This window comes from Halobacillus salinus, assembly GCF_004684905.1.
GTDB lineage: Bacteria > Bacillota > Bacilli > Bacillales > Halobacillaceae > Halobacillus > Halobacillus salinus.
Window position 1 is genome coordinate 61,630 of record NZ_SRJC01000007.1, and the last position, 18,356, is coordinate 79,985.

Here is an 18,356-nt window from a genome sequence, read left to right on the forward strand (position 1 = left end):
TTTCCTCCTCTAGGACGATGGCCATTCACTTAAGCGTACGTAAATTCCTCTATCAAAGCAAAAAGCACATGAATGGCCCTCATGACGAGGGGTAAACAAGTGCTTCTCGCTTCAAACAAACATAACCATCTATTTTTCTTCTACGTGTACGCGAATCGTGCCTGTCACTTCATTGTGAAGTTTTACAGGGACATTGGAATAGCCTAGTGTGCGAATCGGCTCGTCCAACTCGATTTTTCGTTTATCAAGCTTAATATTGTGCGTCTTCTTCAGCTCTTCAGCGATTTGCTTACTTGTGATCGATCCGAAGAGTCGGCCGCTATCGCCGGATTTAGCTGTAAGTTTCACCTCAAGGTTGGACAGCGTCTCTTTTAGTTTCTTCGCTTCATCCACCTCTTGTTGGGCAAGTTCTTCCTGCTTTTGGTCTTTCGCTTGCTGTGCTTTCATGTTTCCTTTTGTCGCTTCAACAGCAAGGTTGTGTTTCAGGAGATAGTTACGGGCATATCCGTCATTTACGTTTTTAACTTCCCCTTTTTTACCTTTACCTTTTACATCCGAAGTGAAAATCACTTTCATTGTGTGTCTCCCCCTTCAAAATATTCATCAACTATATCTTGCAACAATGCTTTCGCATCTTCAATCGTTGTGTCTTCGAGCTGGGTGGCGGCGTTCGTCAAGTGGCCTCCCCCGTTCATCCGTTCCATGATGACCTGGACGTTTATATCACCGAGGGAACGCGCGCTGATTCCGATCCGTCCATCGCTTCGTTCTGAAATAACAAACGAGGCAATGACGCCACTCATCGTGAGAAGCGTATCGGCAGCCTGCGCAATAATGACAGGGCCGTATGCTTCGCCTTTATCTCCAGTGGAAATCGCAATACCATCACGGTACACCTCTGCTCGCTGTATCAGGAAACTTCTGCGAATATATACATCGAGGTCTTCTTTCATGAACTTCTGCACTTGTACGGTGTCGGCTCCTTTGGAACGAAGGTACGAGGCAGCATCAAACGTCCTCGATCCAGTTCTAAGCGTAAAGCTCTTCGTGTCTACGATGATACCAGCTAGAAGTGCCGTTGATTCAAGCATCGACAACTTCAATTTCTTCGGTTGATATTCTAATAGTTCTGTTACGAGTTCTGCAGTAGAAGAAGCGTATGGTTCCATATACACCAGCGTCGGATCGGCGATGAACTCTTCCGCCCGGCGGTGGTGGTCGATGACAACGACATGCTCTGTCTTCGATAGGAGCTTCTCTTCCATGACTAGTTTCGGCTTGTGCGTATCAACAACGACGAGCAGCGACTCATTCGTCACCATTTCCATTGCATCTTCAGGAGTAATGAAATAACGCCATAAGTCTTCATCTTTGCGGATCTCTTCAATCATCCGCTGAACACCTGTATCGATATCATCCGGATCCAGTACAATGGCTGCTTTCTTATCGTTGGCCTGGGCTATCTTCAGAATCCCAATGGAAGCACCGATCGAGTCCATATCAGGGGATTTGTGACCCATAATCAAGACTTTCTCGCTTTCTTGTACGAGTTCTTTCATCGCATGGGAAATGACCCTGGCACGGACACGGGTCCGTTTTTCCATCGGGTTCGTCTTACCGCCGTAGAAGCGGACTTTTCCTGAATCGTCCTTGATCGCTACCTGGTCTCCCCCGCGTCCCAGCGCTAGATCCAAGCTGGATTGAGCAAGCTCTCCCAAATCAGGCAGGCTGACAGGTCCAACTCCGATTCCGAAACTTAACGTAAGCGGGACGTTCTGATCCGTAATCAACTCACGGACGTCATCCAAAATCTCGAACTTCGCTTTTTCAAGGGAATGAAGGATTTCTTGATTCATGACGGCGATAAATCGTTCCTGAGAGGTACGCTTCAAGTAAATACCGAAATCGCCTGCCCATTTATTCAGAATGGATGTCACTTGGGAGTTGATATGACTCTTGGCGGTATCATCCATCCCTTGTGTGATCTCTTCATAGTTGTCCAAAAAGATGATCGACAGGACAGTCTGTTCATTTTGATAAAGGTTGTGAATTTCCGTCTGCTTCGTCCGATCAAACAAGTAAAGCAAACGCTCGTCACGCTTAATGACGGTCTGCAATTGGTAACCATCAATGTTAATCCAGCATTCCTCGGAGTCTTCTTTAATTTGAGGAATCAGCTTGTCCGACAAATTCTTAAGAGATTTACCCACAATCGAATCCTCTTCCGTGAAGCGATTCATGTAAGGGTTCGCCCACTCAATCGTATATTCGTCGCTATAGAGGACAATACCAATAGGCATCTCCAAGAGAGCCTCTTCCCCTACCTTTTTCACACGATAGGAGAGGGTCGATATATATTCTTCCGTTTCGTTGATCATGTGTTGTTCCGTACGGACGCTGTAAAAGATAGAAGCCGCTAAGAACAACGTCATCATCAATCCAAGCATCCACTGGTAATACCAAATAAATCCGAGCAGCACGAGCGAGATCAGATAAATGATCCATAAGTGTCCGCTCATTGTTGGTTTTTTAAAAAAGTTAGGCATTTCTCATTCAGCTCCTACCATTCTATGCGAGCTCTATTTCTTATCCTCGATCCGTTCTCGTAATGAAAACCCTAAGTCAATTATACCTAAGATTCGAACTAGGTACAGTAAGAGTTGTGGAAGAAGTAGGGAAAAAACGACAATCAATATAGGAATCACCTTTGGCCACTTTTTCTTGTTCGCATAGAAGAAGACGAACGAGAACCCTTGCAGAACCAGTAAGAAGCCAGTTAAGACAAAGAGGTTGATGACAGCAAGGTAAAGAACCCCGTCTCCTGCACTTACGAAATAATTCATAATCAAAGCGATAAAGTAATACCAAAGAATCGACGTCGGCCACTTCAGATCTTGAAAAGCAGGAAAGCGAAACTGCTTTCGCTCCAGGCGATTGATTACTTTGTAAGAAAGCCACTGAGCGATAAACGCAACCATGATACCGACAGTCACCAGTCCGCTAGGTATTAAGTCTGGAAGCATGTTGATCGACTCTCGGAATACATCAAGCTGTTCTTGGTTTTCACTCGATAGTAAACTTCCAAACATACTTTCCGTCATGTCCAGGCTACGATTCAAACCATCCTGGATTTCCTCGCTCCAGTTCATACTGAAAAGAAGCTGAGTGGATAAGTAAAGTAACAAGAAACCGATGCTGAATCCTACAGAACCAACTGCCCACGTTTCATATGCCGTACGTTTCTGATGAAGGGCAGATCCCAAGAACAATCCCCCAACACCTGCAAACAAAGTAGCCGGTAGTGATAAAGCGGTGGCAAACAAAACAGTGAATATTAAGGAAGCAACCAGCATGATGAGTCCCGGCTTCCAGTTATAACGATAACTATAAAAAATAAAAGGGACTGGCAGTGCAAATATGATAACGCTACCTACTATGGATGGCGTGAAAATAATTACCAACAACAATAGCAGATAAACGCCAGTCATTAAAGCCCCTTCCGTAATTCTCTTCGTGTCATTCATTTCCAACGAGCACCTCTATTTCTTTCGGTGAGTTCTAACTCATTTATTTTAACATATTAGCCCTATGAGATTCTTCTCCTATCTTTCTTTCGTAGTACTCGCTCATTTTTGATAAAATAGACTAAACTTTCAGTAAACGAAGGGATGAGGTTATTCATGCTTACCGATTATCACGTGCACATGGCAGAGACCGGAGATTTGGATGTAGAGTATTTAAGAACGTACATAAAGAAGGCGAAAGAAGAGGGGATCAAAGAGCTAGGAATCTCTGAACATGCATACTTCTTTGAAGAAACAAGACCGATTCTTTCTAATCCATGGGTGGAGAACCGTCGTACACTCGAGTTCGAGACGTATCAGAAAATGTTCGACGCTGCCGCGGAAGAAGGGCTTCCGATCAAAATGGGGGTTGAGATGGACTACATGCCTGGGAAGGAAAAAGAGATGGAGGAATTCATCCAAGCTCATCCGTTCGATTACGTAATCGGATCGGTGCACTGGATTGATGACTGGGGAATCGACCTTGCCATTTACCGCGATGAATACGAAAAACGAGACTTGCACGAGGTGTACCGTCAGTATTTCGATCGTGTCGTCACCCTCGCTCAGTCCGGACTTTTCGATTTCGTCGGTCATATCGATGTCATTAAAGTCTTCGGCTATGAACCTGAGGACCGCGAATTTCTGAGAGAACAATATGAACGCGCAGCTAAAGCCTTAGCTGAAACCGATACGTGTATCGAAATCAGTACAGCTGGATTACGCAAACCAGTAGGCAAACTGTATCCCGATCCGGAACTCTTGCAGATATGTAAAGCCCATGGTGTAGGCATTGTCATCTGTTCCGATGCCCATAAACCGGACCATATCGGGTACCGATACAGAGACGCAATCGAACGTGCCCGCTCTGCCGGATACGAAGAACTACACACCTTCACCAAACGTCAATCCCAAACCCACCCGATCGGGTGAGTCCATGGGGACAGGGTGATCGTCCCAAAAGGTGGGACAATCGCCCTGTCCCCCTATAACAACAACGATACACCCCAGACTAAGGCGACTACGAAGGTGAGGAGATTCAAGTAGCCTACGAAGCTCTTCTTCGATGCTTTCAGCGCCCGAACACCGGATAATAAGGCGACGATTCCAAGCCCGATCAGGATGAAAGGAAGGAGTTGGCCTGAGTTTGTGACTAGAGCAAACATCGCGAGCATTAAGAGCATAACGGCAAATAAAGCTTCGAATTTATTCACTCTGTAACCTCCTCATGATGAGACGTATCTGCTTCCATGATTACATTCCATTTCCCATCTTTCTTTTCAATAACCGTGAGTGAGGTTTGATGCATAAATTGACCAGACCAGAAATCCTCTACATCTTTTTCGTGACAATAAGCAAGCAGCGCCTTCAATACCACCGCATGGGTTACGACTAAGACCGGAGATTTGTAAGTTGTCAGCTTCTCTATTTCTGTTCCAACCCGCTCGATCACCTCTTCAAAACTCTCTCCTTCAGACGCTTCATATGTATGAGGTTCTTCCCAAAATATCCGGAAGTTCTTTCCATCCTCTTTTTCTAACTCTTTTGTTAGCCTGCCTTCCCATGCTCCAAGATCAATCTCCTGCCATTCATCCATCTCATGTAACTCTATATCCCGATTTCCTCGAATCAATTCTGCTGTCTGCTTCGCACGTCCGCTGGAACTCGTAATCACTTTCGTAAAAGGTACGTCGAGTAATCGTTTCCCGAGCCGCTCCGCTTGTTCCTCTCCAAGACGAGTCAACTTCGAATTTTTACGTCCTTGCATACGCCCTTCAAGATTCCATTCTGTTTGTCCATGTCTAGTAATATATATCTTTGTCATCATGCAGCACCACCTTCGTTGTTATTACGCTATACGTCGAGAAAATGTTTCAAATTTTGACGAGAATCTTCCATTATGTATGCGTTTTCTTTCATGCTTGAAAAAGAGCGGCTCAAAGGCCGCTCCAGTCTATAGATTCAAGCACTTCACTTTTCGAATATCCGCAATGCCTGCGAGCTCTTCACGACACTTGCCTTCTACTTCCCTGTCTACAGTTAGAACCATGACCGCATCTCCTCCGAGATTCGTACGTCCAACCTGCATCGTGGCAATGTTCATATCATGTCCTGCTAACAGACTTCCTACGCGTCCGATCGCACCAGGTTGGTCTGTATGTTGTATGACGATCAGGTGACCTTCTGGGACGACATCGACCGAATAATGATCGAGTTGAACGATTCGGGCACCTAAGCCGTTCAGCAAAGTCCCTGCAATGCTTCGTTTCTCCTGATCAGTTTCAATTTCAACCGTAATCAGATTAGTAAAGCCTTTTGTGGAGGTCGACTTCTGTTCATTGATTTCTATGCCTTTATCAGAAGCCGTCCGGAAAGCATTTACATCATTTACGCGTTCTCCGATGTGACGTTTCAGGATACCTTTCACTGAAATCCTCGTAAGCGGCATCGTATCAACGTCCAGTAATTCGCCTGAATAATAGACATGTATTCTTTCAAGCGTTCCTTCGACGACCTTGGATAAAAAGGCACCGAGTTGTTCGGAGAGTCGGAAATAAGGTGATAGTTTTTCCATCATCTCGGATGAAACGGATGGAAGGTTTACCGGATTTTTAACCGTTCCGCCTCTTAAGAGTTCGAGAATATCATAGCTTACGTCGGTAGCAACGTTCTCTTGTGCTTCGACTGTACTCGCCCCGAGGTGTGGCGTCGCAATAACCTCTGGAAAATCGAGAAGAGGGTGTTCTGTCGCCGGCTCTTCTTCAAAAACGTCAAGCGCCGCACCGGCTATTTTTCCAGATTGAATCGCTTCAAGCAGAGCATCTTCCTCAATGATGCCTCCGCGTGCACAATTCAGGATTCGTGCGCCTGGCTTCATCAATTCGATTGCTTCTTTATTTATCAGGTGCTTCGTTTTTTCAATCAGAGGAGTATGGACAGTTAAGAAGTCCGCAGCTTTCAACACTTCTTCGAGCGATCCGTTTTGCACGCCAACTTTCTCCGCCTTCTCATCGTTGAGAAAAGGATCGAAGGCAATGACATTCATACGGTGGCCCTTCGCTCTTTGGGCGACTTCGCGACCGATACGTCCGAACCCGACAATGCCGAGTGTTTTCCCTTTTAATTCCACACCGACGAACTTCTTACGTTCCCAGCGCTTTTGTTTCAGCTGATGGTACGCTTGCGGGATATTACGGGCTAAAGACATCAACATCGCCATTGTATGCTCTGCCGTTGAAATCGTATTTCCGTCTGGAGCATTGACCACGATTACCCCGTGTTCGGTCGCAGCATCCACATCTATGTTATCGACACCGACACCAGCACGGCCGATCACTTTCAACTGGGGGGCGTGCTTCATGACTTCTTCCGTGATTTGTGTTTGGCTTCGTACAATGATTGCCTCCACATCTTTCACAGCTTTCAACAGTTCCTCATGGCTCATTGACGTCTGAACTACGGTTTCAATTTCCTCAGCATCCAGCAATGGACGGATGCCGTCTTCACTTAATGGGTCACATATCAATACGCGCTTCATGCTTTCCCCTCCCTTGTTGCATCTAAGTAAGCTTCCTGGGCAGCTGCGGTACCTGCCCCTGGTTCGAATGTATGACCTAATCGCTTCAATATGATCTCTAGAATACTAATGTATTGAAGCACGTTGGCCGGTCGAGTATATCCCATATGACCTATCCGGAAGATCTCACCCTTCAAATGTTTCTGACCACCTGCAAGAATCAGTCCAAATTCTTCTCTCGCCAGCTTTCGTAATTGTTCCGCTTCAAACGTTTGAGGGTGAATGGAAGTGACAGTGGTGGATGCCTCTTCATCACTTGTAAGCAATGGAAGTTGCAACGCTCTGCACGCTTCACGCGTCATCTTCTGCATCAATTGGTGACGTTCAGCCACACTGTCGATGCCACCTTCCTCTTCGATCAACGTCAACACTTCTTCAAGTCCAAATAAAAGGGAAAGCGCTGGGGTGAACGGTGTCTGTCCGTCTCCGATCCGACCCTCGTAGGAACGTAAGTCTAAATAGAAGCGTGGACGACTCGTCGTTTGAATTCTTTCCCAAGCACGATTGCTCATCGCTACGAACGCAAGTCCTGGGGGAAGCATCATCGCTTTTTGAGAGCCTGTGACTAAGAGATCGATTCCAAAGCGTTTCATATCTAATGTAGCGCCTCCAATCGAAGAAACTCCGTCTACAATCACAAGCGCTTCACTGATTTCATTGACTCGTGCAGCAATTGCTTCGATCGGATGCATCACTCCCGTGGAAGTTTCAGAGTGCGTAAGAAAAACAGCCTTGGTCTCACCGTTCGCGCGTAATACATCTTCCACTTCAGCAACATCGACTGCTTTGCCCCATTCTACATCGATACGATGGACAACTAATTCATACGTTTCACAGATCTTGGCGAAGCGATCCCCAAATGAACCGGCAACGACTACAACAACTTCATCTCCTGGATTCGTCGTGTTTACCACGGCCGACTCCAGCGCCGAGGTTCCACTCCCTGTCAAAATCAATACGTCTCGTTCGGCCTTAAAAACAGGCTTTAAACGCGGGGCAATCGATTGGATCAATTCTTTACATTTCTCCCCACGGTGGCCGATCATTGGTTGGTTCATTGCCCGTTCTACACTCGGTGGAATCGGTGTAGGACCAGGCGTATGCAACAAATCCCATTCACGCTTCACTGCACAAACACCCTCCTCATAAGTTCCTTCTATCTTAAGATAGAAATAAAAATGATATTCCTTAATGCTATCAAAAGAACGAACGTTGTCAATCTAATTCGAATTTTCAGTTTTATGACTTTTTTTCTTTTTTTTCTCTCAGAATAGGGTGAAAATTTATGCATCCATATGTATAATTCGAAAAGTAGTTATTTTTAGAAAATTTGAAAATCAATTAGGGGGAATCACGATGAGAAAACACCAAAGCCTTTGGCTGCTGTTCACACTCTTCGCTGTTCTAATACTTGCAGCATGTAGTGGAGGAGATTCAGACGCCAACACAGAGAATGGTGAAGAAAGCGACTCGACCGAACAATCAAGTGAAGATACGGAATCTTCTGAGGCGAGTGGCACACAAGAAATTACCGTAACAGCGAAAAGTGAAATTCCTAGTATGGACCCATCACTCATTACCGACTCCGTTGGTTTCCAATGGGCCGGCGAGACGATCGAAGGTCTTTATCGTCTAGATGAAAATAGTCAATTAACAGAAGGTATGGCAGTCGATTCATCTGTAAGTGAAGATGGCCTGACTTGGACATTTAACCTTCGTGAAGATGCTGTATGGTCTAACGGAGACCCTGTAACAGCAGATGACTTCGTATATTCTTGGAGAAGAGCAGTAGACCCTGAGGTCGGAAGTGAATACGGCCCTTACTTCCTTGGCGGCGTTGTTAAAAATGCATCAGCTGTCAGTAACGGAGAAGCAGACATAGAAGAACTTGGAGTTAAAGCTGTTGATGAAAAGACATTAGAAGTACAACTTGAAAAACCAGTACCATATTTCCAATCCATGACGGTATTCGTAACATTCATGCCGCTTAACCAAAAGTTCGTTGAAGAACACGGTGACAAATTCGCTACAGAAGCGGAATACACACTTTCTAACGGACCATTCAAAATGACAGAATGGAACCACGGCGAAGGCTGGACAGTAGAGAAGAACGAAGACTACTGGGACGCAGACGCGGTTCAACTTAAGAAAATTGACGCTAAAGTCATTAAAGAAATTGCAACTGGCGTAAACTTGTATGAATCTGATCAAATCGATCAAACAGAACTAAACGCTGAATTCGTAGACAAGTACCGTACGGAGGAAGCATTCAATATCGCTGAGAAACCATACTTATACTTCTTGAAGTTCAACCAAGATGCAAACGAAGCGCTTGCAAACGTAGATGCACGTAAAGCGATCTCTTATGCCATCGATCGTCAGTCTCTTGTAGATGTTATTTTAAATGACGGTTCTGTTCCTGCAGAAGGTTATGTACCGTCCAACTTCGTTTCTATGCCAGATAGCGAAGAAGACTTCCGTGATGCACAAGGACCACTTGTTGAATCTAGCGAAGACAAAGCAAAAGAACACTGGTCTAAAGCAAAAGAAGCGCTTGGACAAGACGAAGTTACAATCGAGCTAATGGGTGATGACACTGGTACATCTAAGAACGTTATGGCTTACTACAAAGATCAGCTAGAATCCAAACTAGACGGTCTTACAATCAAAGTCGTAGAAGTACCATTTAAAGAACGTGTACGTCGTGACAGTGCTTCTGAATTCGAAATCGAAGCAGCTACATGGGGACCTGACTACGTCGACCCTAACACGTACTTGAACATGTACCTTACAGATGGTCAAAACAACAACATGAACTACTCTAACCCTGATTACGATGCACTGATCGAGAAAGCGAACGGTGAACTTGCTCAGAAACCAGATGAGCGTTATGAAGCATTCCTGGAAGCAGAACAACTACTTCTAACAGAAGACGCAGCTGTTGCCCCAATCTATCAAGATGCAAAAGCACAGCTATTCCGTCCATCGATCAAGGGAGTATTCACAACAGCTACAGGTCCTGAATTCGAATTCAAGTGGGCTTACGTAGAAGAATAAAATAGTAATAGAAGAAGCAGTCGCGATACTATCGCGACTGCTTTTTTATGGTTGAAACAATCCAGAAGAAAGCGTATAGTCCAAATCAGAGATTTAAAAAGAAAGGAGGATTCGGGTGAAACGTTCTTATCAACGGATTTTCTTCTATGTAACTGGCATTCTGTTACTGGCACTCGGCATCGCCTTGACGATCCAGTCCCGTTTAGGTACCTCCCCATTCGACGCTTTATTAGTCGGGTTGTATCGCACTTTCGGACTTACCATCGGGAGCTGGGAGATCGTGGTCGGGTTCAGCATGATCGTATTCAATTCTATCGTCAGTAAAAAAAGGCCAGAATTGTTCGCGATCGGCACCTCACTCCTCACCGGTGGTGGGATCGACTTCTGGCTCCTGATTGTTCAGGATGCAATTGTTCCGCAATCTCTAACCGGCCAATGGGTTTGTTTAATTCTCGGGATACTCATCTCAGGTTTAGGGATTGCTATCAATCTGCAGGCTGATTTCGCCCCGAACCCTTTCGATCGTATGATGCTTGTCGTCAAACAGCTGACAGGCTGGTCTATTTCGTTCTCACGAGTCGTCATCAGCATTGTATTAGTTCTGCTTGCTGCCATATTTGGTGGAGCAATCGGTATCGGTACAGTGCTTATCGCCTTGCTCAGCGGGGCGATCATCCATCGCTTCATGATGTATATCGACCGATTCGACCGACGTTTCTTCCTTTCTCATACAACGGTATATCAAGACTCTTAAACGAAGAGAGAGCAGGCCCCTTAGGGGTACCTGCTCTCTTTTTATAACTGTGCTTGTGTACCAAAAAACTCGTAATGAAGGCGATCCTCCGGAATATCCCATTCACGTAAAGACTTCACCACCGCTTTCATAAAACCTTCCGGACCACAGAAGTAAAAATCAGCTTCTCTAGGTACATAATGCTCAAGCCAACCGAAGTCAATCCGCCCTTCTCGATCATAACTTCTATCTTCCGGTCCCGGCTGCTCATAAAATACGGTCGTATAGAAGTTTGCCTCCTTGGCTTTCATTTCATCCTTTAAAGCATGCACACGTCCATTCCTTGCAGCGTGGATAAAGAAGGCTTGCCGCTCATCCGAATACTGCTTCATCGTTTTCCACATACTCATTAAAGGAGTAAGACCGACACCTCCACTTAAGAATACTACCGGGCGCTCTGTATCGTTTAAGTAAAAATCTCCAGCAGGTGCACTAATCGGAAGCACATCCCCCTCGGATACGTTTCTGTGCAACCAATTGGATACGATTCCAGCAGGTCCTCTACCTTCTCTTTCTTTTTTGACACTGATCCGGAAATAATCCTGACCAGGTGCATCGGATAAACTGTATTGTCTCAAGTGGTCATGTGGTTCTCCATCGATCTCTGCTTTTACTGTTAAGTATTGGCCAGGTTTGAAATAGGGTACAGCCCCCTCGTCACAAGGCTTTAAATAAAAGGAAGTAATCTCTTCACTTTCTTCTTTTTTCTGAACGACTTTGAAATCACGGTAACCGACCCAGCCACCTTCTTGATCGGCCGTTTCTTTATAAAGGTTCTTCTCTACCTGAATGAATGCATCCGCGATTACTCCGTAAGCTTTACCCCAAGCATTGATAATGTCGTCTGTCGCAGCATCACCAAGGACCTCTTTAATCGCCCCTAATAAATGTTCTCCTACAATCGGATAATGTTCTGGTTGTACATTCAGACTCCGGTGCTTCTCCGCGATCTGCTTCACGCGTGGAAGAATAGCTCCAAGGTTATCGATATGAAGAGCAGCGGCATAGACAGTATTCGCTAGTGCTCTCGGTTGTTCCCCTGCCTTTTGATGGGTCTGGTTAAAAACATTTTTCAATTCAGGATGATTTTCAAATAATTGTTTGTAAAAATGACTCGTAATGGTCTCCCCATGCTCTTTCAAAACAGGCACAGTCGATTTGATCGTTGCAATAGTCTGTTCATCTAACGGTTGCTGGACACGTTGGGTCATAAAACAGCACTCCTTTAAAGATGTATTATAAATACACCTTTATTATAAAGAGATTCCACCACTAAAAGCAATATCCTAAATACATCTTTTATGTCCATTTTGTAAACAAAGAGAAAGAAATCCGTCGATTCTTATGATAAGATGAATTTAAAATTGGTAAACGAGGGTAGATCCACATGCGGTTAAAAAAATACACAGATTATGCACTACGCGTCCTCCTGTACACAGCTTCCAAGAATGAAGGGGAGCTTGCGAATAAGAAAGAGATTTCAGAGGTTTTTCATATATCGGAGAACCACTTGGGTAAAATCATTCACGAATTGAATAAGTTGTCCTTGATCGAAACGATTCGCGGGAGATCAGGAGGCATCCGTCTTGCTAAGCCGCCCAAAGAAATCAATATCGGATACGTTGTACGTGCCATGGAAGATGATTTTCATTTGTTGGAATGTTTTCATTGCGCAACGAACTATTGTGTCATTACTCCAGCCTGTAAGTTAAAACATGTTCTTCATGATGCTTTGCGAGCTTTCTTAGAAGTAGTGGATTCTTATACGCTAGCTGATTTGCTTACCAACCAGGATGAACTGAGGGAATTAATGGGGATTTCAACTGAATAATTTCTTTTTTGAGTGCTGTCTTCATAGACGGCACTTTTTTAGTTTCATAAAAAAAAGAGTGCTGAAGTCTTAAAAGACCTCAACACTCTTTTTGCGCTATCCCTTATTCAGTAGAGTAAGGAAGTAGAGCCATCTGACGAGAGCGCTTGATCGCTTTCGTCAATTTACGCTGATATTTAGCAGACGTTCCTGTTACTCGGCGAGGAAGGATCTTTCCACGGTCAGAAACGAAACGTTTTAGCAAATCAGTATCTTTGAAATCGATGTGTGTGATTCCGTTAGCTGTGAAGAAACACACCTTTTTACGTTTTCCGCGTCCACGACGTGCCATGTAGCGTCACTCCTTTCTGTTTTAGAATGGTAAATCGTCATCTGATATATCGATGGGTTCCCCTTGGTCTGCAAAAGGATCATCGTTACGTTGTTGGTTGTTGTTATTAGAACCGAAGTTATTTCCTGATGGTTGTTGATTCTGATTCGGTTGGTATCCTGAGCCTCCGCGGTTTCCTCCACCTTGGGAAGAACCTTTGGATTCTAAGAATTGTACGCTGTCTGCAACAACTTCTGTTACAAACACACGCTTGCCTTCCTGGTTATCAAAGCTTCTGCTCTGTAGACGTCCGTCTACACCGACTTGGCTACCTTTACTCATAAAGTTCGCTAAGTTTTCAGCTGCTCGTCTCCAAACTACACAGTTGATAAAGTCCGCATCCTGCTCGCCCTGTTTGTTCGAGAAAGGACGGTTTACCGCAATTGTGAAGTTGGCGACAGCGACTCCATTTGGCGTATAGCGTAAATCAGGATCCTTCGTCAATCTGCCGACTAAAACGACACGATTTAACATCAGAATCACTCCTTATTTGTCATCTTCGCGTACAGCGATGTGGCGGATAATATCATCCGTGAACTTCGCTTGACGGTCGAATTCGTTAATCGCTTCACTTGTACCAGCGAAGTCGATGGTTACGTAGATACCATCACGGTAGTCGTTAATTTCGTAAGCAAGACGACGCTTACCTACTTCTTTAACTTCTTCGATCTCCGCTCCGTTATCAGTTAGGATTTTGCTGAAACGATCTTTGACAGCCGTTTTAGCTTCCTCTTCGATGTCTGGGCGGATGATATACATGATTTCGTATTTTCTACTCATCCGTTTTCACCTCCTTATGGACTTAGCGGCTCCTTTTTGTAAAGGAGCAAGGAGTAATTACATCTTTAATTACTCACAATGAAGTATTATAACAAAGTTGTCCAAGATATACAATACTTTAACGGAAGAACCTGATTTATGCTTTATACGTTGAAACGGAAATGGATAACGTCGCCATCTTTCACAAGATACTCTTTACCTTCTAAACGAACTCGTCCACGGTCTTTGGCAACGGCCATTGTTCCGGCATCGACAAGGTCGTCGTAGGATACCGTCTCAGCACGAATGAACCCTCGTTCGAAGTCCGTGTGGATGATACCAGCACATTGAGGAGCTGTCATGCCCTCTTTGAAGGTCCAAGCACGTACTTCCTGCTCGCCTGCTGTGAAGTACGTAGCTAGTCCGAGAAGGTTATACGTCGCTTTGATCAACTGATCAAGACCAGACTCTTCGATTCCCAAATCTTCTAGGAATTCTTCTTTCTCATCGCCTTCAAGCTCAGCGATTTCAGACTCGATCTTCGCACAAACCACAATGACTTCTGCGTTTTCTTTGTCTGCAAACTCACGGATCTGCTTCACTTTCTCATTGTCCGCTTCACCAATTTCATCTTCACTTACGTTGGCTACATAGAGGATCGGCTTCGAAGTTAGTAGATGAAGGCCTTTTACAACTTTCTCCTGATCGCTAGAGAATTCCACCGCACGGGCAGGTGTCTCTGCTTCTAATGCTTCTTTAAGCTTCTCGAGCACCGTTTGTTCTGCCAGCGCATCTTTGTCTTTTTGACGTGCAAGTTTCGCTACACGCTCAAGACGCTTCTGTACGGTTTCAAGGTCAGCCAGAATCAATTCTAGATTGATCGTTTCAATGTCTGAAATCGGGTCGACTTGACCGGAAACGTGCGTAATATTATCGTCTTCAAAAGCACGAACGACGTGACAGATCGCGTCTACCTGGCGGATGTGAGACAAGAACTTGTTACCTAGTCCTTCCCCTTTACTCGCACCTTCGACGATACCCGCGATATCGGTGAATTCAAAAGCCGTCGGGACTGTTTTCTTCGGATTTACAAGCTCGGTCAACTTCTCCAGACGACTATCCGGTACTTCCACGATTCCTACGTTCGGATCGATCGTGGCAAACGGGTAGTTCGCTGATAGAGCTCCTGCCTGCGTAATTGCGTTAAATAACGTAGATTTCCCTACGTTCGGTAAACCTACGATTCCTGCTGTTAATGCCATATAAGACTTTCACTCCTTAAGGATTTACATACATGCATGTTAGTCTCTTCAATTATAGATACTGTACTAGAAAATAACAACCAATCAAAAAGGAAAAACACACCGCTTCCTACGTTCTGTTTTCCCTTTTTCGTTAGAGAAAATAACTGAATTGAATCGTTTTTTCACCATAACTTTTAATCTTTAACAAGTTGAAACGAACAACAAAGGTCAGTCGTCTAATCCCATAGAGGAAAAACTTGCTATAACTCTTGCAGAGAAAGAAAGGGAAGATGGAATGAGATTCTTGATGATGACCCTATGGATCATCGTTTCGGCATTGCTCTATGGGTGCAGTGCCACCTCGGATGCTAAGCCACTTAAAAATGAGAAAGTATTAGAGTTAGAGGAACAAAATCAGCGATTAAAAGAAACGATTGAAGATCAACAACGGGATATGGAGAAATACGAACAACAGACAGAGGAATATAGAAGCCTTACGGAACAAATCGCTTCTATGCTGAATGATAGGCAAATAAAATCCGTAATGGAAAAGCAGACAGACATGGAGCTGACTATAAACGGAGAACAAGTCCCTGAGAATGGCGTAATGGACGTCGAAAGTGGTGATGTAGAAGTAACGCTCACAAGTAAACAGCCTTCGGTATCATTACCAGGTGAAATGATGCAGTTCGCTCCAAAAGGGAGTCTACTAGATCATGTTATACTCTCATCCGAGAAACCAGATCAAACATCAGGTAGTGACGGAACACTCTCGTCCAGTCGTTCTCTCATTTTCTCCGATACCCCGTCTGGCAAGGAATTCGAATTCTCCATTACGGATGAACTAAAACGGATGCTTGGACTCAAAACCAATACTATCACTATTCAAGTCAACTAAACGAATAAAGAGGCAGGTGTCATTTCTAACACCTGCCTCTTTTTTATTCTTGTTCAGCAGTCTCTAAGACTTTCTTCATCTTCGTTTGGAATTTACGACGTGGAATGAGCACACTATGCCCGCATCCCTCACACTTGATGCGGATATCTGCGCCCATTCGGATGATCTTCCAACGATTCTCTCCACATGGGTGGGGTTTTTTCATCTCGACAATGTCATTCAATTGATAGTCTGCCATGCGTGTCGACCTCCTTTACGCTTCTTGGTCTTGTCTCGAATACATCACCATACGAGGGAACGGAATTTCGATGCCCTCTGCATCTAAGCGGTTCTTCACTTCTTTACGAATCATACGAGCGATGATCCAATGCTCCATTGGTACAGTTTCGCTGATAATTCTCATGACGACATCAGAAGCCCCCAAACTTTGAACCCCAAGAAGCTGAGGCACGTCCAGCATGGAAGGGTACCGTTCCGGCAGCTCCTCCAAGAGATCTGCAATGACGCGCTCTGCTTTCTCAATATCTTCTTCATATGCCACACTCACGTCAACGACAGCAATACTGTTATGGATGGAGTAATTGGTGACTTGGGTGACGTTACCATTCGGCAGAATATGCACTTCGCCTGTCCAAGCTTTCACTTTACACGTTCTTAGGCCTACTTCTTCCACAAACCCCTCGACTCCGGACGTCCGGATATAATCACCGACGGAGAATTGATCCTCGAATATGATGAAGAAACCGGATATGATATCGCGAACGAGGTTCTGGGCACCGAAACCAATAGCAAGCCCGGCAACCCCGGCACCAGCTAACAATGCTCCAATTTCAAGCGTGAACGTTTCTAAAATCATAATAAACGCAATGAAATATACTACGTAAGATAACGCATTGGCGACCAGTTTACTTAAAGTAGACTCCCGCCTCTGTGAAATCTTAAAAGGCCCTTTGGTTCGGTTCGCAAAAAATTTCGTAATTAACCGACGGCCTACTCTTATCACTAAAAAGGAGATTACAAGGATGAAGAAAATTTTCAAGGCGCCTAACCCAACCGTAATCCATAGATCTGGCCCTAAAATATAATCGGTCGCTTCATCCACTTTGTTTTTTGCATCTTCCACCCGGTTCCCTCCTGTATGACCTGGAATATGAAATCTATTCTAACAGGTTTCTACCGGATTTTGAATCGGGAAATAAGCGGATGTACAAGCAATGCGACAAGCACATATAAATTCAATAGGCCATATAGAGGATACAAATATTGGATCAACGTTGAGAAACCGAAAGAAGTGAACGGAAGCATGATCGCAATCATCCCCATCGACAAGATCCAAAGCGGTTGTCTGACGTATTCACGGAACCTTGTCACCAGTCCTAACGTCCCGGATGCTGCGGTTGTAAAGATGGCAATCCAGAGCATAGCCGACATAAAGAGCATCATCTCGTACGGATAGTGTTTTAAAATCGCAAATAAGGGGATTTCATATAATATAATCTCTTCTGATATTTGAATAAGGCTATTGTTGTAAAGATAGGAAATAGCACCAATCAACACCCCACTTCCAATACTCGCAATCCAGACTTCCCCCTTATGTTTCATCTGGTTGCCGATCGCTCCGAGAACCGCAACCAGCGGAAGGATATTCAAAGCCGTAAACGGAAAAGCAGAGAGCCAATTGCTCGTTTCCATAACGTGTCCAAATAAGGACAAGTCCTGATCAGAGATAAATAAGATCAAAACGAAGAGCAATCCGGTGATGAGAAGCGGGAGTACAAAGCTATTGACGATGACGATTCCTTTGACGTCCCAAATGAATAGGAGAATCAAGGGAATTGCAATCACGAGAACACCGAATCGATAGGAAAAATGAAACGCTTGCCACGTTGCTCCACTCCCGGCAAGCATTACGACAGTTGTCGTAAACAAATAGATGATGATCATCCAGTCATAAATACCGGTTAAATGCTTGCCTACTATCGCACGAAGAACGGGGAGATAGTGCCCGGATTGCTTTTTGTAGCTAATCGACATAATGGTGTAACAACACGAGGTGAACATGAGGGCGAATAATAGGATCGCTAAATTGCTATCTTGTCCAAAGAACTGCCACAACTCACGACCAGATGCATAACCTGCACCTATAATCGTCCCAATGATGAGAAACATCCATTTCAATCCTGATTTAAGCATGACCTTCCTCCACCTCTATGTATTTGCCGCGCACATGTATAGAATGACGGACATCCCTATATACTGTTACT

Annotated in this window: 20 protein-coding genes; 5 read left to right on the forward strand and 15 right to left on the reverse strand. The window is 44.6% G+C overall.

The window, feature by feature from the left end; genetic code table 11:
• Window positions 1–129: 129 nt before the first annotated feature.
• Genes rplI through E4663_RS17340 form a run of 3 tightly spaced genes read right to left on the reverse strand, consistent with a single transcriptional unit; the run spans window position 130 to window position 3,524 of the window.
• Complete coding sequence (gene rplI / locus E4663_RS17330) at window positions 130–576, reverse strand: 50S ribosomal protein L9 (RefSeq protein ID WP_079477525.1); 447 nt, start codon at window positions 574–576, stop codon at window positions 130–132.
• Window positions 573–2,546: a DHH family phosphoesterase gene (locus tag E4663_RS17335; RefSeq protein ID WP_135328574.1), complete on the reverse strand. Its 1,974-nt coding sequence runs from the start codon at window positions 2,544–2,546 to the stop codon at window positions 573–575. Before E4663_RS17335 ends, rplI begins: the two co-directional genes overlap by 4 nt.
• Window positions 2,547–2,579: 33 nt before the next feature.
• The gene (locus tag E4663_RS17340) at window positions 2,580–3,524 is read right to left on the reverse strand and encodes a YybS family protein (protein WP_079477523.1); all 945 of its coding nucleotides are present in this window, start codon (window positions 3,522–3,524) and stop codon (window positions 2,580–2,582) included.
• A gap of 156 nt (window positions 3,525–3,680) precedes the next feature.
• Between E4663_RS17340 and E4663_RS17345 the strand changes: the two genes are divergently transcribed.
• Complete coding sequence (locus tag E4663_RS17345) at window positions 3,681–4,496, forward strand: histidinol-phosphatase HisJ family protein (RefSeq protein WP_135328619.1); 816 nt, start codon at window positions 3,681–3,683, stop codon at window positions 4,494–4,496.
• A gap of 53 nt (window positions 4,497–4,549) precedes the next feature.
• On the opposite strand, the gene E4663_RS17350 is transcribed toward E4663_RS17345, so the two are convergent.
• The 4 genes from E4663_RS17350 to E4663_RS17365 all read right to left on the reverse strand — a co-directional run bounded on the left by E4663_RS17350 (window position 4,550) and on the right by E4663_RS17365 (window position 8,267).
• On the reverse strand, window positions 4,550–4,777 hold the full coding sequence (locus E4663_RS17350) for a hypothetical protein (protein ID WP_079477521.1): 228 nt from the start codon (window positions 4,775–4,777) through the stop codon (window positions 4,550–4,552).
• A complete protein-coding gene (locus E4663_RS17355) occupies window positions 4,774–5,388 on the reverse strand; it encodes a histidine phosphatase family protein (RefSeq protein ID WP_135328575.1) in 615 nt (204 codons plus the stop codon). The genes E4663_RS17350 and E4663_RS17355 overlap by 4 nt, the downstream gene beginning before the upstream one ends.
• Before the next feature lie 129 nt (window positions 5,389–5,517).
• Window positions 5,518–7,101 carry a phosphoglycerate dehydrogenase gene (gene serA, locus E4663_RS17360; RefSeq protein WP_079477520.1) on the reverse strand — a complete coding sequence of 528 codons (1,584 nt, stop codon included), beginning with the start codon at window positions 7,099–7,101 and terminating at the stop codon, window positions 5,518–5,520.
• Window positions 7,098–8,267, reverse strand: coding sequence for a pyridoxal-phosphate-dependent aminotransferase family protein (locus tag E4663_RS17365; RefSeq protein ID WP_135328576.1), 1,170 nt, complete (start codon window positions 8,265–8,267; stop codon window positions 7,098–7,100). Before E4663_RS17365 ends, serA begins: the two co-directional genes overlap by 4 nt.
• 229 nt (window positions 8,268–8,496) lie before the next feature.
• Between E4663_RS17365 and E4663_RS17370 the strand changes: the two genes are divergently transcribed.
• Both E4663_RS17370 and E4663_RS17375 read left to right on the forward strand, forming a co-directional pair.
• Entirely contained in the window at window positions 8,497–10,197 is a 1,701-nt protein-coding gene (locus tag E4663_RS17370) for a peptide ABC transporter substrate-binding protein (protein WP_135328577.1), read from the forward strand.
• A gap of 115 nt (window positions 10,198–10,312) precedes the next feature.
• A complete protein-coding gene (locus tag E4663_RS17375; protein WP_135328578.1) occupies window positions 10,313–10,951 on the forward strand; it encodes a YczE/YyaS/YitT family protein in 639 nt (212 codons plus the stop codon).
• 41 nt (window positions 10,952–10,992) lie between these two features.
• Here the strand turns inward: E4663_RS17375 and hmpA are convergent, their stop codons facing one another.
• A complete protein-coding gene (gene hmpA, locus E4663_RS17380) occupies window positions 10,993–12,201 on the reverse strand; it encodes an NO-inducible flavohemoprotein (RefSeq protein ID WP_135328579.1) in 1,209 nt (402 codons plus the stop codon).
• 176 nt (window positions 12,202–12,377) lie between these two features.
• On the opposite strand from hmpA, the gene E4663_RS17385 reads away from it, so the two are divergent.
• Window positions 12,378–12,821 (forward strand): Rrf2 family transcriptional regulator, encoded by a 444-nt coding sequence (locus tag E4663_RS17385; RefSeq protein WP_079477515.1) that lies wholly within the window; start codon window positions 12,378–12,380, stop codon window positions 12,819–12,821.
• A gap of 103 nt (window positions 12,822–12,924) precedes the next feature.
• Here the strand turns inward: E4663_RS17385 and rpsR are convergent, their stop codons facing one another.
• The 4 genes from rpsR to ychF form a co-directional block, all read right to left on the reverse strand.
• The gene (gene rpsR / locus E4663_RS17390; RefSeq protein ID WP_079477514.1) at window positions 12,925–13,152 is read right to left on the reverse strand and encodes a 30S ribosomal protein S18; all 228 of its coding nucleotides are present in this window, start codon (window positions 13,150–13,152) and stop codon (window positions 12,925–12,927) included.
• Window positions 13,153–13,173: 21 nt separating this feature from the next.
• A complete protein-coding gene (gene ssb / locus E4663_RS17395) occupies window positions 13,174–13,665 on the reverse strand; it encodes a single-stranded DNA-binding protein (protein WP_079477513.1) in 492 nt (163 codons plus the stop codon).
• A gap of 12 nt (window positions 13,666–13,677) precedes the next feature.
• A complete protein-coding gene (gene rpsF / locus E4663_RS17400) occupies window positions 13,678–13,971 on the reverse strand; it encodes a 30S ribosomal protein S6 (protein WP_079477512.1) in 294 nt (97 codons plus the stop codon).
• A gap of 143 nt (window positions 13,972–14,114) precedes the next feature.
• Window positions 14,115–15,212: a redox-regulated ATPase YchF gene (gene ychF, locus E4663_RS17405; protein WP_079477511.1), complete on the reverse strand. Its 1,098-nt coding sequence runs from the start codon at window positions 15,210–15,212 to the stop codon at window positions 14,115–14,117.
• A gap of 289 nt (window positions 15,213–15,501) precedes the next feature.
• On the opposite strand from ychF, the gene E4663_RS17410 reads away from it, so the two are divergent.
• A complete protein-coding gene (locus tag E4663_RS17410) occupies window positions 15,502–16,092 on the forward strand; it encodes a GAS domain-containing protein (protein WP_206663499.1) in 591 nt (196 codons plus the stop codon).
• A 43-nt stretch (window positions 16,093–16,135) separates the two neighbouring features.
• Here E4663_RS17410 and E4663_RS17415 read toward each other — a convergent pair whose 3' ends face one another.
• The 3 genes from E4663_RS17415 to E4663_RS17425 are packed head-to-tail and all read right to left on the reverse strand — an operon-like array spanning window position 16,136 to window position 18,285.
• Window positions 16,136–16,330 (reverse strand): DUF951 domain-containing protein, encoded by a 195-nt coding sequence (locus E4663_RS17415; protein ID WP_079477509.1) that lies wholly within the window; start codon window positions 16,328–16,330, stop codon window positions 16,136–16,138.
• Between the two features lie 15 nt (window positions 16,331–16,345).
• A complete protein-coding gene (locus E4663_RS17420; RefSeq protein ID WP_079477508.1) occupies window positions 16,346–17,215 on the reverse strand; it encodes a mechanosensitive ion channel family protein in 870 nt (289 codons plus the stop codon).
• A gap of 50 nt (window positions 17,216–17,265) precedes the next feature.
• Window positions 17,266–18,285, reverse strand: coding sequence for a YkvI family membrane protein (locus tag E4663_RS17425; protein ID WP_135328581.1), 1,020 nt, complete (start codon window positions 18,283–18,285; stop codon window positions 17,266–17,268).
• Between the last annotated feature and the right edge of the window lie 71 nt (window positions 18,286–18,356).

Excerpts from the sequence above, each read along its gene's own strand:
- E4663_RS17370 (WP_135328577.1), top strand. The coding sequence starts at position 8,497 with ATGAGAAAACACCAAAGCCTTTGGCTGCTGTTCACACTCTTCGCTGTT.
- E4663_RS17355 (WP_135328575.1), bottom strand. The coding sequence starts at position 5,388 with ATGACAAAGATATATATTACTAGACATGGACAAACAGAATGGAATCTT.
- E4663_RS17410 (WP_206663499.1), top strand. The coding sequence starts at position 15,502 with ATGATGACCCTATGGATCATCGTTTCGGCATTGCTCTATGGGTGCAGT.
- E4663_RS17345 (WP_135328619.1), top strand. The coding sequence starts at position 3,681 with ATGCTTACCGATTATCACGTGCACATGGCAGAGACCGGAGATTTGGAT.
- E4663_RS17340 (WP_079477523.1), bottom strand. The coding sequence starts at position 3,524 with ATGAATGACACGAAGAGAATTACGGAAGGGGCTTTAATGACTGGCGTT.
- E4663_RS17385 (WP_079477515.1), top strand. The coding sequence starts at position 12,378 with ATGCGGTTAAAAAAATACACAGATTATGCACTACGCGTCCTCCTGTAC.
- serA (WP_079477520.1), bottom strand. The coding sequence starts at position 7,101 with ATGAAGCGCGTATTGATATGTGACCCATTAAGTGAAGACGGCATCCGT.
- hmpA (WP_135328579.1), bottom strand. The coding sequence starts at position 12,201 with ATGACCCAACGTGTCCAGCAACCGTTAGATGAACAGACTATTGCAACG.
- ychF (WP_079477511.1), bottom strand. The coding sequence starts at position 15,212 with ATGGCATTAACAGCAGGAATCGTAGGTTTACCGAACGTAGGGAAATCT.
- rpsF (WP_079477512.1), bottom strand. The coding sequence starts at position 13,971 with ATGAGTAGAAAATACGAAATCATGTATATCATCCGCCCAGACATCGAA.
- rplI (WP_079477525.1), bottom strand. The coding sequence starts at position 576 with ATGAAAGTGATTTTCACTTCGGATGTAAAAGGTAAAGGTAAAAAAGGG.
- rpsR (WP_079477514.1), bottom strand. The coding sequence starts at position 13,152 with ATGGCACGTCGTGGACGCGGAAAACGTAAAAAGGTGTGTTTCTTCACA.
- E4663_RS17415 (WP_079477509.1), bottom strand. The coding sequence starts at position 16,330 with ATGGCAGACTATCAATTGAATGACATTGTCGAGATGAAAAAACCCCAC.
- E4663_RS17335 (WP_135328574.1), bottom strand. The coding sequence starts at position 2,546 with ATGCCTAACTTTTTTAAAAAACCAACAATGAGCGGACACTTATGGATC.
- ssb (WP_079477513.1), bottom strand. The coding sequence starts at position 13,665 with ATGTTAAATCGTGTCGTTTTAGTCGGCAGATTGACGAAGGATCCTGAT.
- E4663_RS17425 (WP_135328581.1), bottom strand. The coding sequence starts at position 18,285 with ATGCTTAAATCAGGATTGAAATGGATGTTTCTCATCATTGGGACGATT.